Here is a 15,992-nt window from a genome sequence, read left to right as displayed (position 1 = left end):
ACGCTAGGGAACATGTGATTTCATCCTGACACAAACCGCCCACAATGGCGCAAGTCCCTCCCAGAGGGAAAGGTAGCAGCAGCTTGTTGTGAATTTCTAGTTATTTCAATCTTTAACTTATCTAGGGCATAATTGACGACTACAGTTTTCACTCATCCCCCTCAAGGTGAATACAGAAATTTTTTGTGTGATTTCAGTCTCGCTGATTGTTACGGTTTGTGTTCTTGGGAGCAACAGGACACGAGGAAGTTCCCTTGTCTTCCCTGGGTTCCCACCTGCTTGCATCGTTACACAGTTTCATAAAAATTCATGGGATGTGTGGAAACGAGCGCGTCTATGCCTGCGGCACGCTGCGCGAACAGACCTTCCTAGGAAACACGACTCATGCACCTTCGCTTTATTCCATTACCGCCTTGGGGTTACTTGAATCGGTGTACTTTTGTAATGTACTTTCGATGGGACAATTACCATCTCAACTTGTTCACCCCAACGGGAGAGCCAGTTCCCTGGGCGTGGGAAACCCGCCGATGACTGACTGGACTCACCTGTACGCGTAATGTTTTGCTCGGTAGAGCCTCCCAATAGGGGTTTAGTTAGCCTGGACAAAGTTATCAGTCGGCACTTATCAAAGACACTAGCTTAACCCAATAAACTTGTTTAATCTCTGATTTCTAGAGCTACAGACTGGCTGCGCATCCGTAGGTAGGAACTTTAACACTTGCTGATAACGTAGTACACTTCGGTACTTAGTCGGGTCAACTATCGTCTTTAGACTTTAGGCGCTTAAGCAAGCGTGTCTTTAGACCTGGGTTGTTGACCATAAACAAAGCTTGCTCACCAAGAGCATAACTGCATTTCTAGTTTTTAGGCTAGGTGGATAGTACGAATGAGAGCGCGAATACGAGCCGCAAGGTTGACGCTATGTTGCAGACTCAAACGCGAGCAATACCCATGCTCGATGCCCCATCCCTCAAGAAATGGCTGGCGGCTTCCCTCCTCATCCCTCCTAGGGTAGGGAGGAAAGCCGTTTCTTTTGTTAAGTTGTTCAAAAAATACGCCAAGAGAGAGAAAAATACAAAACACAAATAGTTTTCAAAAATAAGAGGCTGTTTCTCGGCTGCGTTACGCGCATTTTATTTGTTAACAGTAGAAATCAGCTAACTATCTTCACCGCTATGCACTGCTATCTGCAAAAGGCTTACACTTCATTTTAGATTTCCGACAGTCATGCACTCTATAAAAAATAGAGTCTAATGTCGGTGTTGAGCCTATTTCCTGATTAAAAATGACTTGTAAGGGCGCGGCATATATTTACGTCTTGTGTATTCCACCTAATATGAAATCACCCGCTGAAGGTAATTGCTTGGCTGAATTGGGGAATTGCTCTTTGAAAATTGTATGTACCAACCTTATTTTCTTTATTTTATTTTCAAATTTAAAATAAGTTAATACTGGTTTCCCTATCCTTGCTATATCGGAGTAAGCTCAACTTGATAGTTTTTATTACAATAATTTAGAAAAGTCATCTACCCTAAGAAATATTTAATAAGAGCACAGATGGGTGAGAAAATATAGTAATTAGTGATACATTTTAGAAAAATCAAGTCCTAAGGACAGATTTAACCTTTCTTTAAGAAAAGTTGTGTTAGGATAAATCTGGAGAAGAAAATTCGGCGATTCTGACCTTGTTATTATCAATAACTGCAAGCGGCTCTCCGGATAGATGTCTCTTGTATATAGGATTCTGGAGAGTTTCATGTCAATTTACGTAGGTAACCTGTCCTACAGCGTCACACAGGACGACCTCACCAAAGTATTTTCTGAGTATGGTACTGTAACGCGAGTTCAACTACCCACAGACCGGGAAACAGGACGTGCGCGTGGTTTTGGTTTCGTAGAAATGGAATCAGAAGCCGCAGAAAATGCTGCCATTAATGCTCTAGACGGTGCTGAGTGGATGGGTCGTGTTATGAAAGTCAATAAGGCAAGACCACGGGAGGAAAAAAGTAGTCGCTCTGGCAGCGGTAACTGGGGCGGCAGAAGCAACGCAGGTGGATATTCTAGTAGACGCTATTAAGGCTTGAAGTTATTGATCCATCAAGCTTCAGAGCTATTGCCAAAAGGCACAAGAAGCATTTGCAGGCACGAAACTTAATATGCTACAGAAATAGCAGTTCATCAAAGAACTGTTTCTGGAGTATTGTATGCAAGCAGATCGGTAGTAACCGATCTGCTTAATTGTATGAGAACAACTTTTAGCGAGTTTTATTTTGGCTTTTAAATCGCAGCGGGTAAAAGACAATAGAATGAACACAGTTAGACCTGAATGTGTGATAGCCAGAACCTATACAGCTCATGGATTTTGCTAATCTTGCATCCCAGTTGAATGCTGGAACGATTGTGCCTGAGGGGATTGTGATTGTCACCCTCTTGGGGGTTTTAATTGTTGATTTGATTTTAGGGCGGACATCCTCGCGCTGGATTGGATATCTAGCAATTGCAGGTTTATTCGCTTCTATCGTCGCCCTGTACTTTGAATGGGATAATACAAACCCCATCTCCTTTGGTGGTGCCTTTAATGGTGATGACCTGAGTATCGTCTTTCGCGGTATTGTTGCCTTATCTGCCATTGTCACCATTTTGATGTCGATTCGCTACGTCGAACAAAGTGGTACCGCTTTAGCGGAATTCATAGCGATTTTGCTAAGTGCGACCCTGGGAGGAATGTTTCTATCAGGGGCTGGTGAGTTGGTGATGATTTTCATCTCTCTAGAAACCCTGAGTATTTCCTCTTATTTGCTCACAGGTTACACCAAGCGTGACCCCCGCTCTAACGAAGCGGCGCTGAAATACCTGTTGATTGGCGCTTCGAGTACAGCAGTGTTTTTGTATGGAGCTTCGCTGCTGTACGGTTTATCGGGTGGAGAGACTGAACTGAGTGCGATCGCCAATGGAATTGCCATATCTGGTTTTGGTCAATCTCTAGGTTTGGTCATTGCTCTCGTTTTTGTGGTTGCAGGTATTGGCTTCAAAATCTCCGCTGCACCATTCCACCAGTGGACACCAGACGTTTATGAAGGCGCACCCACTCCCGTGATTGCCTTTTTATCAGTCGGTTCCAAAGCAGCTGGATTTGCCTTAGCCATTCGCTTGCTGACAACAGCCTTCCCCTTGGTTGCTGACGAATGGAAGTTTGTCTTCACCGCCCTCGCTGTCCTGAGTATGGTGCTGGGTAACGTAGTCGCCCTTGCTCAAACCAGCATGAAACGGATGCTGGCTTATTCTTCCATCGGTCAAGCCGGGTTCGTGATGATTGGCTTAGTTGCTGGGACACAAGCAGGATATGCCAGCATGGTCTTCTACCTGCTGGTCTACCTGTTCATGAACCTGTGCGGCTTTACCTGCGTGATTCTGTTCTCCCTGCGCACAGGAACTGACCAGATTGTGGAATACTCTGGTTTGTACCAGAAAGACCCGCTTCTGACACTGGGTTTAAGCATTTCCCTGCTGTCCTTAGGCGGTATTCCGCCACTTGCTGGATTCTTCGGTAAAATTTACTTGTTCTGGGCTGGTTGGCAGGCTGGAGAATACGGGTTAGTTTTGCTGGGGTTAGTAACCACGGTCGTCTCGATCTACTACTACATCCGTGTGGTTAGGATGATGGTGGTTAAAGAACCTCATGAAATGTCCGACGTGGTGAAGAATTATCCAGAAGTGCGTTGGAATTTGCCTGGGTATAGACCTTTGCAGGTGGGGTTAGTAGCGACATTAATCGCCACTTCCATCGCTGGGATTTTGTCAAATCCGTTATTTACACTGGCTAACAATTCCATCGCTCATACCTCAATTTTGCAACCAACAACGGTTGTGACCACTCAAGTGAGTGCAATGAACAACGAGTAAGTTAGTTATGTGTTGGTAGCTGCGCACAAGCGCAACTACCAGCCCAATTATTCAGTATTAGGATTGACCGAAAAAAGACCATAGACTAGGGACTCAGTAGTCAGAATAATAAAAGGGATTGGGGATTAGGGATTAATACTTTAGTCCTCTATGTAAAACCTCAACTGTCATGCGCCGTCAGCCCCCCTACAGAATGGATAATTTATTTTTTGCTACTCCCTTATGGGGATACCCAACTGTGTTCTGCGTTCTGCGTTCTTCTTAAAGGAATTTTAATGATAAATTCTGCGCCTTGTCCTGCAATGGAGTGACAGCTAAGCTCTCCCCCATGTTTTTCAACTATAATTTGATGACTTATTGATAGCCCTATTCCAATGCCTTTACCCACAGGTTTGGTGGTAAAAAAGGGGTCAAATAATTTTGAGCAGACTTCCCCATTTATTCCAGGACCATTATCAGCAATACTAATAATTACCCATTTGTCATTGAGTACCTGAGTGCGAATGTGAATCGTAGGGATTGGAAATCGGTTATTGTTATTCGCTATTCCTTCTTGCAGCGCATCAATGGCATTGGCAATGATATTCATAAACACTTGGTTAAGTTGACCAAAATAGCAATCAAGTAAAGGAAGTTGACCATATTCTTTAATAACTTTGATTTCTGGATACTTGTCCGTTGCTTGCAACCGATGTTCCAAAATCATTAAGGTACTATCTATAGCTGTGTGAATATCAACCTTTTTTTGTACTACATGCTCAACATGAGAGAAGGTTCGCAGTGACTGAACAATTTCCTTAATTCGCTCCGTTCCTGTTGTCATAGAATTAAAGATTTTATTCAAGTCCTGGCTCAAAAAGTCGAGTTCAATTGAATCAATGACTTCTTGAATTTCTTGTGGAGGATTTGGATAATATTCTTGATAGAGTCGCACTAATTTCAGCAAATCTTGCGTATAGCCTAACGCATGGTAAACATTGCCATGAATAAAGTTGATCGGGTTGTTAATTTCATGAGCAATACCAGCAACTAACTGTCCCAAACTGGACATTTTTTCAGTATGAATGAGTTGAATTTGAGTTTTTTGCAGCTTATCTAAAGTTTTCTGAAGATGGGTAATAGCTTTTTCAAGGCGGTCAGATTGAGTTTTTGTAGATTGCTCGGAAACATCCAACAATTGAGTTAATGTGGCAATTTGCGAGTTGAGACGCCCAATGGTTTGATCTTGAGGAGTTGTCTTTGTGTTCTCAGTCGCAACGTATTGGCTATAAGTGCTGAAAATCCTACCACTATCAAAGGGGAGGATTGCCATTTTAACGTTTAATGCAAGTGGACGCAATAAATCAACAGTTGCCCGAGGAATTCCAACCTTCAAAAACATCAGAACGGCAAATATATTCCCTGAAGGCAATAATCCCCCAAACCCTACCACAGACTTGACCTTAAACGGAATCACAAACGAGCTTTGTGAGGGAATGTAAGGACTACCCAAAGCATCAGGGACGTAAAAAACGTTATACATCCGCTGTTCTAAATCAGTGATTAAATTAGGATCTGGTTGCACGACAGTACCAGGATTTAACCCGAGTTGCTGGATGAGTTGGGAAATCATTGGAATGCGAGCGATCGCCTCTTCGCTCTTTAAGGGAATTGCCTTATGTTCTACAGATTTGTGCCGCGAGTTCCATTCTGCTACTTCCCCAGCAGTTGCCAATAAAGTTAAGCATTTCAGATCATCAGTAACTGTAATATTACCTAATATTAAACGAGCATTTTCTTGTAAATCAAGTGGTAGTTCCCCATAAGAATGAGTTTTAAAAAAACGGACAAGCACACAGGTTTTTTCACCGTTTTTTGTATCAATTATATGATTATATAAATATTCAATAATTCTCCGACCTACATCTTCCATACTGTTAGCTTTATCGCTTAGGGAGCGAATAGCTAAACCGCATTCTGACATATCTCTCAAAGTCATTTTCTGTAAGTCAAACATTATTGCAATCCAATTTTTTATCTAGAAATAATTTGTGATTAAGCCAGATAATTTTAGTTTTTTTATTGAAATGCATCAGAACAGCTAATAATTTGCTTTCTTGACCGAACAAAGCACTCACAACTCCTCCGCTAGGAACTCAGAATTCAATAGCAGGCAACTTGCACCATTATTTATTTATGACATATGAAAAAGTTTTTTTCCATCAAGTAGGCGGTTTGAAAAAGAGAGAAGTTGCAAGGACGAGCCAGCGCCCTTTGGAGGCTTTCCTCCTTTGCAAACTTCAGAGCGTCCAATTAAATCCCCGTGCATTTATTTATAAGGATGCCCGGTTCTGTGTTCTGATAACTGAGTTGTTCTTAAAGCATCAATAGTATTTGTCAGAACTAGCTGCTTCACGATTTATAGCAGTAGCAACTTCAAAGTCTGTCTCGGTCAATGACTTTAAGATTATTTCTAGATTAGCAGGAGTATCGTTCCCTACTAAAATTATATTTTTCTATGAAAATCATTGTTTTTCATTTATGATTTTATATTTTTGCTGATTCAATTATCAATCTTTATTTGCATAATAACTCGCTACACAAACCAGAAAATTTCCTATAATCGATTGAGGAACAAAAAAGGGCAAAACAGTTCGGTTTTGCTAGGTTAATGGTCGTTTTCAAGTGATAACATAGTTGACGGCTCTTTCGGGCAAAGCTTCAGTAAGCTGAGATTAATATTGGAGATTCATTTCATAAATTTTCTTCAATTGCTATATTTTATGAGTATTATTTTTCCATACTTTAAAATTATGTTGATAGTGATACCTAAATTGGCATCTGTCCCAAGTAGTATTTTGTTTATACAGGCTAGTCAGTATATTGTAAGCTTTTACTAAATTAAAGAATTTCTGATATCTGAACTAAGATATTTAAAATTACAGAGAGTTTTATGGCTTAGATTTATTAGATATAGCTATGAAGATATACTAAAAATATAATACAGCAGCAATTCGTGAGTTAGAACTCAGAACTCAGGTATTGCTGCTGTATATATCGCTCAGCTTCTACTAAGCAGGTCTGATAAATAAAGTTAACTCGTTCAAATTGTCATTAGTTATTGGCAAGAGTTTCCGGCGTTTTTAGATTTGTTAAGGTAGTTCTGTTTGTTTCTACTTATCTATTTATGTGATTTTCTGTTTAATAAAGGTGATGACCTGAGCTAACTGTTTCTTCAAACTATCTATTTCTGCCTGCATTTTGGCAATTTTCTCATTTAAAACCTGAATCTCAGCAGCTGATGCTCCTCCAGCATTAGAGGTAGCTACTATTGCAGTATTTGCAGCTGCTGCTAAGAGTTGAGTAGGTTCTTGGCGCGGCTGTTTAGCCTTTATCATTGCTGACTTAATTGCGTCAATAAGTTGCTTTTGGTCAAAAGGCTTTGCGAGAAATTCAAAATATTCAAAGGGTTCTGGTATTTTCTCCGTCACCTCTTCTTTACGACCAGAAATAATGACCAGGGGGATTTTCCTGAGGGTCGGTTGGGATTGAATTTGCTGAAAAACTTCCCAACCACTCATTTTAGGTAGTAGGAAATCCAGCATGATCAGGCTAAGTTTTTCCTGACGGATTAAATTCAATCCTTCTAGACCATCTTTTGCTTCCAATACCTCGAAATTGCCCGGTGGCAACATTTCTCGTACTTTTACCCTGACAACTGTAGTGTCATCGATAACTAAAATTTTGTGACTTGCCACGACTGTTTGCTCTAATAAAAACTTTAGGTTGACTTGGTAGTTTCGCCATGTAATGTCAAGAATTCTCCCACTATACTCAATGTTTCTTTTAATTGGGGGAGAGTAATTTCTAGGAGAAATGACAGTATTTGATGTGTTGTGTCGAACTTCAGCTGCTGAATTTGTGTCATGGTGATATTTAAGGCAAGATTTGAAAGATAAATGACTTCTTCACAACAGGAACAACTTAAGTCTGAAATTACGGCAATGCCAAGGTGGTTGCGTCGCCCAATTGGCAAAGCGAGCGAACTTTCTACAGTACAACGTATTATCAAGCAGCGCCAAATTCATACAATTTGCGAAGAAGGACGCTGTCCCAACCGGGGGGAGTGCTACTCCCAAAAAACAGCAACTTTTTTACTGATGGGCGCTACTTGCACTAGGTCTTGCGCTTTTTGTCAAGTAGATAAAGGTCATGCGCCTATGCCTCTTGACCTTGAAGAACCGCAAAAGGTGGCACAAGCCGTGCAGCTTTTAGGATTGCGTTATGTTGTTCTGACTTCTGTGGCACGAGATGACTTGCCAGATAAAGGTGCAGGTCATTTTGTTAAGACAATGGAAACGATCCGCAAGTTTAGCCCAGAAACTCAAATTGAGGTGTTGACACCAGATTTTTGGGGTGGTGCGGGTGCAGGAGAGCAAGGTCAACGCGAGCGTATATATGAAGTTGTGCAGGCGAAACCAGCTTGTTACAATCATAATATTGAGACAGTGCGGCGCTTACAAGGACCAGTGCGCCGGGGAGCGAAGTACGATCGCTCGCTCTTTGTCCTACAAGTTGTCAAAGAAATCGATTCTTCCATTCCCACCAAGTCAGGTTTGATGCTGGGACATGGGGAAACTGTCGAGGAAGTCATTGAGACAATGGCGGATCTGCGCAAGGTGGAGTGCGATCGCATCACAATTGGTCAGTATATGCGCCCTTCCTTGGAACATTTGCCCGTCCAAAAATACTGGACACCAGAAGAATTCGATGAGTTAGGCAGTATAGCACGGGAAATGGGATTTAGCCATGTCCGTTCTGGTCCTCTCGTTCGCAGTTCCTATCACGCAGGAGTTGAGGAATAAGGGGGTGTATGCCTTAGGGTGCAGGGGTAGGAAATAATCAGACCCTACACCCGCCCAAAAGCGGCTTGGTACTACATTTTGTTTATTTTTGCGGATTGGTGGTGCAAAATCCACAAAAATATTCTTAAAGAATCTGGCTATATATGACGGCTCTTTGGTATTTGTTAATAAGTCTTTAAAATAGGAGAGAAAACAATGACTACTGAAGCCAAGTTCGCACCTGCTGACAAAAAAATTGGCACAGATGTTGCCAAAACCGGGGCTAAGCCTCCTTATACCTTTCGCACCGCAATTAGCCTTCTTCTACTAGCAGGCAACATCCTGGTGGCAGCGATTTACTTTCATTTGATTAATCCATAATTGCCATTTTGATGGGATAATCCGGGACTGGGGACTGGCGATTGCGGACTGGGGACTGGTTAGTGGTACTTTTTAACAACTAACAATTCCCACTCCCTAATCTCTAATCCCTAATCCCTAATCCCTGTGTTCTGATTTTGCTCAAATTGTGCTTCTGAACAAACCTTTGGGACGAACAAGCAGCACCAAAATCATAAGTAACAGCGCCACTCCTTGTTTGTACTGAGAACCCAGGAAAAGAGTGCTGGCTTCCTGGGCAATACCGATGATAAAAGCCGCTGCGATCGCACCGTAGGGGTTGCCAATTCCTCCCAAAATAACTGAGGCAAATAAAGGTAAAATTAAGAACCAGCCCATATTTGGTCGAACCGCTGTCAGCAAGCCGTACATACTGCCGCCTAAAGATGTCAAAGTACCGGCAATCACCCAAGTCCAAAGGACGACTCTGTCTACATTGATACCAGAAACCCGAGCTAAATCCAAATCGTCAGCAACTGCTCGCATTGCCTTGCCAATTTTCGTGTTTTGCAAAAGGTAGTGCAATATCACAATAGCTAACACTGCTAAAAACAGAACCAACAATTGATTTTGTGGGACTTTCACGCCCAAAATATCCATAGCAGGGGTGACAGGTAAATTGTAAGTTTTGTTACTACCGCCCCAGATCAGGATAATGCCATTGCGAAGGAATAAGGCAAGCCCGATAGAGATAATAATGAAAGTGGTGGAAGTCGCACGGATAGAGCGCATTCGCGACCACAGTAACTTTTCTGACAACAGCATTGCTGCTACTGTGCCAATCGCAGCCACTACCATAGACAACCAAATATTGACACCTAAGGTATTAACCAGCAGCGTCAGATAAGCCCCCAATGTCACAAAGTCACCGTGAGCAAAGTTAGATAACCGTAAAATTCCATTGATAAGCGTGAGTCCAACTGCTGCTAAAGCAATAATGCTCCCCACAGCAATACCGTTAACTATTAATTGAGCAAATTGTGCATTCATAATCTTTAGTTGGTTTTCAGTCATTACAGCATAGAAATTCCCTAATTCCTTGATTGCCCCCCTAAAATGGAATTCATGGGGTGCTATGCCGTTTCGGCAAGATTGGAAATGATGCTAACAGAAAAACTTGAGCAACTAAAAGCATTATTTGTAGAAATGGAGCAGGCAATGATCGCCTACTCTGGTGGTGTGGATAGCACATTGGTAGCCAAAATTGCTTATGATATTTTGGGCGATCGCGCTTTAGCTGTCACGGCTGTTTCTCCCTCACTGTTACCAGAAGAGTTGGAAGACGCCTCCATTCAAGCAGCAACGATTGGGATTCCTCATCAAATCATTCAAACCCACGAGATGGAAAACCCCAATTACACCTCCAACCCTGTGAACCGCTGTTATTTTTGTAAAAGTGAACTGCACGACACTCTCAAACCCTTAGCTATCAAATTGGGTTATCCATACGTAGTGGATGGAGTCAACGCTGATGACTTACATGATTATCGCCCAGGAATTCAGGCGGCAAAAGAAAGAGGTGCGCGATCGCCCTTAGCAGAAGTTGGAATCACCAAAGCAGAAGTCCGGCAAATTTCCAAAGAACTCGGTTTACCTTGGTGGGATAAACCCGCGCAACCTTGTCTGAGTTCACGCTTTCCTTACGGTGAAGAGATTACCGTAGCCAAGCTGCAACGAGTCGGTAGGGCAGAAATTTACTTGCGCAAGTTGGGTTATCAGAATTTGCGGGTGCGTTCCGAAGGAGAGACAGCGCGAATTGAATTACCACCAGAACAAATCAAAGAGTTTGTGCTGAAGATTGATTTGCCATCAGTCGTTTCCGCTTTTCAAGAATTTGGTTTTCTCTACGTCACATTAGATTTAGAAGGTTATCGCAGCGGTAAGTTAAATCAAGTGTTGAGTCGAGAAACTTTGGCTGTTAAAGCATAAAATACTAGAGGCGATCAGGTCTAGATGAATACTGTAATTACACCAGAAAGAATCGAGTTACCTCCCGGCGCTGTCTTGAAACTCTTGGGAAACTGGCAAGACTACCAAAGGCTGGTGTTACAGTTGGGCGATCGCGCTATTCCTCGCATCAAATACCGACATAATGAGATTTTCTTGATGGCTCCTTTACCTGAGCATGGGAAAAAGGCAAGTTTACTTGCATCGGTAGTGATAACTCTGCTTGACCACTTAAACCGAGTATACGACTCATTTACACCCATCACTATGAGCTTGCCGGAAGTCAGCGGCATTGAACCTGACTATTGCTTTTACATTGAGAATTGGCAAAAAGTTCAAGGCAAGGATCGCATCGACTGGCAGAACGATCCTCCACCTGATTTGGTAATTGAAATAGATGTTACTAGTTATACAGATATTAATGATTATTTACCCTATCGAGTGCCAGAGGTTTGGCTGCTAAAGAATAACCAGTTACTAGTTTATAGATTGCAGGGCGAGAGCTACGTACTTGCAGAAAGTAGCTACTTTCCTAATGTTTCACAAATTGTGCGGCAATGTCTGCAAATTGCAAGTGAGCAGACGACAAGTGAGGCGATTAGGTGGTTAAGAAACTTTTTGCGTGGACAACAGTAGACATGGTTGGCGATCGCGCTAAACCCAGATTTCAAAGTTCTCCATTAATCTTGCGTCGGAAAACCTCCTGCATTTGTCGCTGTCCTTCTTCGGTGTAGGGAAAGTTATACCAAGTTGCTTCGGAATCAGGACTACGGCGAGCGATCAGAACCTCAAAGGCTTCTTCATCATCCCGATGAGCCAGTACATAAGATGACATCTTGTACCATTCTTAATAACTAAGGGTGGGCACTGAACATAAACGGCTTTCATCGTTTTCAAGCCTTGGAGCGCAGTGCCCACCCTACATCCTTATTGTGGGATGGGCATCTTGCCCGTCCCTTGAATTTTTTGGGCATCGAGGATGCCTACCCCACAAGAATTATCCCTGAATTTAGCAACGCCTGTAACGGGTAGATAGTCACTCATTCGTTACCTTTCTATTCCCTCTCTGCCACTACATCCGCCAATACAATTTCACCTTTTTTGTTAATCTTCACCTGATCGTTGGGAAAATCTTTACTAATCAAATAACGCAAAAGTCCCACTGTCCGGAAACGCTGATCAATGTGGGGAATTCCCTGACGATTCAGGTGAACAGGGATAATTTTACTCGACACCAAATCTCCCTTGGAATTTAGTTTCGCCTCTAAAATCATTGAGTAGCCAGTTTGGGCGGCTGTCGATAAAGTTCGGTATCCGAGAAAGTTTCCCAAAGAATAAGCAATCAATTTTCCATTATAGATTTCCAGAGCTCTAGGAACATGAGGACCATGTCCGATGACTAAATCTGCGCCTGCATCAATCATGTTTCGCGCAAACTGGATAGAATTGCCTCGGTTTTCGCCATAGAAAAACTCAGTTTTATCTTGAACACGCAGTGCGCTTGTTCCCTCAGCTCCTGCATGCATCGATACAATCACAATACTTGCCTGTGTTTTGGCTTGTTGTACCAATGCTTTGGCTGTTTCTAAATCGTGAATAGAATTATAAAATTCGTAAGGGGCAAACCCAATCATGGCAACCGGAACATTATTCACTTGTAACAAGAGAATTTGATTTTTGTGACCTAATGTTTCGATGCCAACACCCTTGAGATTGTTTACTGTGTCTTGGAACCCTACCATACCAAAGTCCCGTGCATGGTTGTTCGCAATATTCATCACCTTAAACCCAACATCAGCAAAAAGCTGGGCGTAGCTTGGTGGGGAGCGAAACGCAAAAACTTGTCCTTGACTGATATCTTTGGAACTGTAGGGGTATTTTGTTAAGCTACTCTCAAAGTTACCAAATAGAAGATCGGCTCTTTGCAGATATGCTCTCACCGAATTTGGTATAAGCTGATTGCGATCGCTCGGAAGTCTGTAGTTAGGGTAATTTGTCCCAGGAATAACATCTCCAACGGCTTGAACAGTGATGGTGTCTTTTGACGCGTTCTCTGGTATGGAGAACTGAACTGGTACTGTATCTGTATCTGCGTTGAGATCTGTAGATGTCGTAGCAGCATTTGTTCGCTGCAATTGCCCAAAGCGGAGGAATAATCCTATACCAATGCCTAGGCAAAAACAGAAACTGATAAAACCGAGTGGTAGTAATCTCCCAAGCTTTTGATTTGTCATAGTTGCACTCCTCAGAATATGGCGCAAGTATATCCTAGAAGTGTTAAATGTCAATGTATACTGGGAGTTATTTGCAACATAATTTTTGAGGAATTGCGTTTGACAGCAAACCTATACTTTGTTACAAGGGATGGGCAACTCGAAAGGTTAAGGTTGGGCAACTGCGATGATGAAATAAATATCTATATGCTTAGAGAGCAGCTCGAAGACATTGAAATTAAATTGCTATTAGAAGGGATATATCGTTACTATGGGTTTGATTTTAGAAATTATGCCTTAGCTTCACTCAAACGACGAATTTGGAACATTATTCAAGCCGAAGGTTTAACCAGTATTTCTGGACTGCAAGAAAAAGTTCTCCATCACCCTGAATATATGGAGAGATTTTTGTACGCTCTCTCGGTTAACGTCACTACCATGTTTCGTGATCCCAGCTTTTTTCTAACATTTAGAAAAAAAGTCGTGCCGATATTACGGACTTATCCTTTTATTCGCATTTGGCACGCTGGATGTTCCACGGGTGAAGAAGTTTATTCTATGGCAATTCTACTACACGAAGAGGGGCTGTATCACCGTTCCCGATTGTATGCAACTGATATCAATGATATGGTATTACGAAAAGCTAAAACTGGAATTTATCCACTAAATTTGATGCAAGGTTATACTCAAAATTATTTACAAGCGGGTGGTAAAAAATCTTTTTCTGAATATTACACAGCGGCATACGATAATGCTTTATTTTCCTCATATTTAAAAGAAAATATGGTGTTCTCACAACATAATTTAGCCACAGATAATTCCTTTAATGAATTTCATATTATTTTGTGTCGCAATGTCTTAATTTACTTTAATCAATCTTTACAACATAGAGTTCATAATCTTTTTTATGAAAGCCATGTGAAGTTTGGAATCTTAGGTTTGGGACGCCAAGAAAGCCTTAAGTTCACCCCGCATGAGCAAGACTATGAGGAGTTAGAAGGTGGAGAAAAGCTTTACCGCCGAATTCGGTAAAATGATGAATGCTCAAAAAAATATGATAAAATTTCATCATTTATAATTACTTCTAATTTCTCATTCCTAATGGCATTTCAACTGGTTGTTGTCGGTGCATCCTTAGGAGGGTTACAAGCCCTTGAAGTCTTACTCGCCGGATTGCCCAAAAACTTCCCAGTACCTGTGGCAATTGTCCAACACCGTCACAAATCTTCTGATGATAAATTGAGAATGATGTTGCAGCAGTATAGTCCTTTGGTTGTCATAGAGCCACAAGATAAAGAAGAAATTGTGCCTGGTTGCATATATTTAGCTCCAGCAGATTATCATTTGATGGTAGAAGCCGGAAGTGACTCCATTTCTTATCCTTGCTTTTCTTTATCTACTGATGCTCCTGTGACTTATGCACGACCGTCAATAGATGTGCTATTTGAAACGGCTGCCGATACTTATGCCGAAAAATTGATTGGAGTACTCTTGACAGGAGCTAACCATGATGGTAGTAAAGGAATGGCAAAAATCAGGGCACGCGGTGGCAGAACGGTGGTAGAGGAACCTTCAACAGCAGCTTGTGCGACAATGCCAAAAGCGGCGATCGCCCGTGGTGTCGCTGAAAAAATTCTACCTTTGGCAGAAATCGCCCCGTTCTTAGTGAAAATTTGTAATTTTTGATCGAGTTCTTTGTGAATTCTTCATAGAAGAAAGCTTTGAACTCTAACTATCAATAGTAGACCAAATTTATAACTTAAGATAGTGGGAATAGAATAACCGCAAGCGTCACAGTCAATAGGAAGACGTGAAAACGCCTTAATATATTTCCTAAAGCATACAGATAAAAATGTCATTTGAACCGAAAGTTAACGTTCTGCTGGTAGATGACCATCCAGAAAATTTGTTAGCCCTAGAGGCAATTTTAGAGAGCCTAGATCAAAATTTGGTCAGGGCGACATCGGGTGCAGAAGCACTGCGATGTTTGCTCAATCAGGATTTTGCTGTGATTCTGCTGGATGTGCAGATGCCAGATATGGACGGGTTCGAGACAGCAACCCTGATTCGACAACGAGAGCGATCGCGCCATACGCCAATTATTTTTCTCACAGCATTTAGCACCAGCGACAATATGGTGTTCAAAGGTTATTCCATTGGTGCTGTAGACTACCTCTTCAAACCCATTAATCCAGAAATTTTGAAATCCAAGGTAGCGGCATTTGTTGATCTGTTCCAGAAAACCCTCGAGGTGAAGCGACAAGCGGCACAACTGGCAGCAATGAATAAAGAACTCAGGAAGCGTGAAGAGATGTTCCGCTCTTTAAGTGCTTGCTCGCCAGTCGGCATTTTTTTAACAGATACATTAGGCAAATGCACGTATATTAACCCTCGCTATCAAGCAATCTGTGAAATGACGCTTGAGGAAAGTTTAGGCGATGGGTGGACGCGAGCAATTCATCCAGAAGACAGAGGACGAGTTATTGCCGATTGGTATGCTGTATCCGCTGAAGGTCAGGAATACACAGGAGAGTTTCGTATACTCACGCCTACAGGAATTGAGCGTTGGGTTCATATGTCTTCGTCTCCGATGCTTTCCGATAAAGGCGAAGTCATCGGTTATGTAGGCACAATAGAAGATATTACAGAGCGCAAACAAGCACAAGAAGAACACATCAACTTCATCCGCGAACAAACAGCACGACAA

General features: G+C 42.0%; 15 protein-coding genes. 10 read left to right on the top strand and 5 right to left on the bottom strand.

Annotated elements, in window-relative coordinates; genetic code table 11:
- The first annotated feature begins 206 nt into the window (after positions 1-206).
- The 3 genes from V5G28_RS23120 to V5G28_RS23110 all read left to right on the top strand — a co-directional run bounded on the left by V5G28_RS23120 (position 207) and on the right by V5G28_RS23110 (position 3,903).
- Positions 207-557, top strand: a complete 351-nt coding sequence (locus tag V5G28_RS23120; RefSeq protein ID WP_332995343.1) for a hypothetical protein — start codon at positions 207-209, stop codon at positions 555-557.
- Between the two features lie 1,199 nt (positions 558-1,756).
- The gene (locus tag V5G28_RS23115; RefSeq protein ID WP_332995341.1) at positions 1,757-2,077 is read left to right on the top strand and encodes an RNA recognition motif domain-containing protein; all 321 of its coding nucleotides are present in this window, start codon (positions 1,757-1,759) and stop codon (positions 2,075-2,077) included.
- A gap of 278 nt (positions 2,078-2,355) precedes the next feature.
- Positions 2,356-3,903, top strand: coding sequence for an NAD(P)H-quinone oxidoreductase subunit N (locus V5G28_RS23110; protein WP_332995339.1), 1,548 nt, complete (start codon positions 2,356-2,358; stop codon positions 3,901-3,903).
- Between the two features lie 220 nt (positions 3,904-4,123).
- Here V5G28_RS23110 and V5G28_RS23105 read toward each other — a convergent pair whose 3' ends face one another.
- Positions 4,124-5,899, bottom strand: a complete 1,776-nt coding sequence (locus tag V5G28_RS23105) for a sensor histidine kinase (RefSeq protein ID WP_332995337.1) — start codon at positions 5,897-5,899, stop codon at positions 4,124-4,126.
- 1,168 nt (positions 5,900-7,067) lie between these two features.
- Positions 7,068-7,640 carry a response regulator gene (locus V5G28_RS23100; protein ID WP_332995335.1) on the bottom strand — a complete coding sequence of 191 codons (573 nt, stop codon included), beginning with the start codon at positions 7,638-7,640 and terminating at the stop codon, positions 7,068-7,070.
- A 201-nt stretch (positions 7,641-7,841) separates the two neighbouring features.
- Here V5G28_RS23100 and lipA point away from each other — a divergent pair, with 201 nt between their 5' ends.
- Together lipA and V5G28_RS23090 are read left to right on the top strand one after the other, a co-directional pair.
- Positions 7,842-8,747: a lipoyl synthase gene (lipA, locus tag V5G28_RS23095; protein WP_332995333.1), complete on the top strand. Its 906-nt coding sequence runs from the start codon at positions 7,842-7,844 to the stop codon at positions 8,745-8,747.
- Positions 8,748-8,942: 195 nt separating this feature from the next.
- Positions 8,943-9,107 carry a photosystem I protein PsaX gene (locus V5G28_RS23090; RefSeq protein ID WP_332995331.1) on the top strand — a complete coding sequence of 55 codons (165 nt, stop codon included), beginning with the start codon at positions 8,943-8,945 and terminating at the stop codon, positions 9,105-9,107.
- 141 nt (positions 9,108-9,248) lie between these two features.
- Here V5G28_RS23090 and V5G28_RS23085 read toward each other — a convergent pair whose 3' ends face one another.
- Positions 9,249-10,115 (bottom strand): branched-chain amino acid ABC transporter permease, encoded by an 867-nt coding sequence (locus tag V5G28_RS23085; protein ID WP_332995329.1) that lies wholly within the window; start codon positions 10,113-10,115, stop codon positions 9,249-9,251.
- 108 nt (positions 10,116-10,223) lie between these two features.
- Between V5G28_RS23085 and larE the strand changes: the two genes are divergently transcribed.
- Complete coding sequence (larE, locus tag V5G28_RS23080) at positions 10,224-11,054, top strand: ATP-dependent sacrificial sulfur transferase LarE (RefSeq protein ID WP_332995327.1); 831 nt, start codon at positions 10,224-10,226, stop codon at positions 11,052-11,054.
- Positions 11,055-11,078: 24 nt separating this feature from the next.
- On the top strand, positions 11,079-11,708 hold the full coding sequence (locus tag V5G28_RS23075) for a Uma2 family endonuclease (RefSeq protein ID WP_332995325.1): 630 nt from the start codon (positions 11,079-11,081) through the stop codon (positions 11,706-11,708).
- Between the two features lie 31 nt (positions 11,709-11,739).
- Here V5G28_RS23075 and V5G28_RS23070 read toward each other — a convergent pair whose 3' ends face one another.
- Together V5G28_RS23070 and V5G28_RS23065 are read right to left on the bottom strand one after the other, a co-directional pair.
- Positions 11,740-11,907, bottom strand: coding sequence for a DUF6887 family protein (locus V5G28_RS23070; protein ID WP_332995324.1), 168 nt, complete (start codon positions 11,905-11,907; stop codon positions 11,740-11,742).
- A 220-nt stretch (positions 11,908-12,127) separates the two neighbouring features.
- Positions 12,128-13,306 (bottom strand): CapA family protein, encoded by a 1,179-nt coding sequence (locus tag V5G28_RS23065; RefSeq protein WP_332995322.1) that lies wholly within the window; start codon positions 13,304-13,306, stop codon positions 12,128-12,130.
- Between the two features lie 186 nt (positions 13,307-13,492).
- On the opposite strand from V5G28_RS23065, the gene V5G28_RS23060 reads away from it, so the two are divergent.
- The 3 genes from V5G28_RS23060 to V5G28_RS23050 all read left to right on the top strand — a co-directional run.
- Positions 13,493-14,317 (top strand): CheR family methyltransferase, encoded by an 825-nt coding sequence (locus V5G28_RS23060; protein ID WP_332995429.1) that lies wholly within the window; start codon positions 13,493-13,495, stop codon positions 14,315-14,317.
- A gap of 69 nt (positions 14,318-14,386) precedes the next feature.
- Positions 14,387-14,971 carry a chemotaxis protein CheB gene (locus tag V5G28_RS23055; RefSeq protein ID WP_332995319.1) on the top strand — a complete coding sequence of 195 codons (585 nt, stop codon included), beginning with the start codon at positions 14,387-14,389 and terminating at the stop codon, positions 14,969-14,971.
- 166 nt (positions 14,972-15,137) lie between these two features.
- The coding region (locus V5G28_RS23050) for a response regulator (RefSeq protein WP_332995317.1) at positions 15,138-15,992 on the top strand (855 nt) is incomplete at its 3' end.

Origin of the sequence: Scytonema sp. PRP1, assembly GCF_036697665.2 — a bacterium.
GTDB lineage: Bacteria > Cyanobacteriota > Cyanobacteriia > Cyanobacteriales > Nostocaceae > Kalymmatonema > Kalymmatonema gypsitolerans.
The sequence above is the reverse complement of the archived record's forward strand: the minus strand, read 5'-3'. Positions and strand labels throughout refer to the sequence as shown.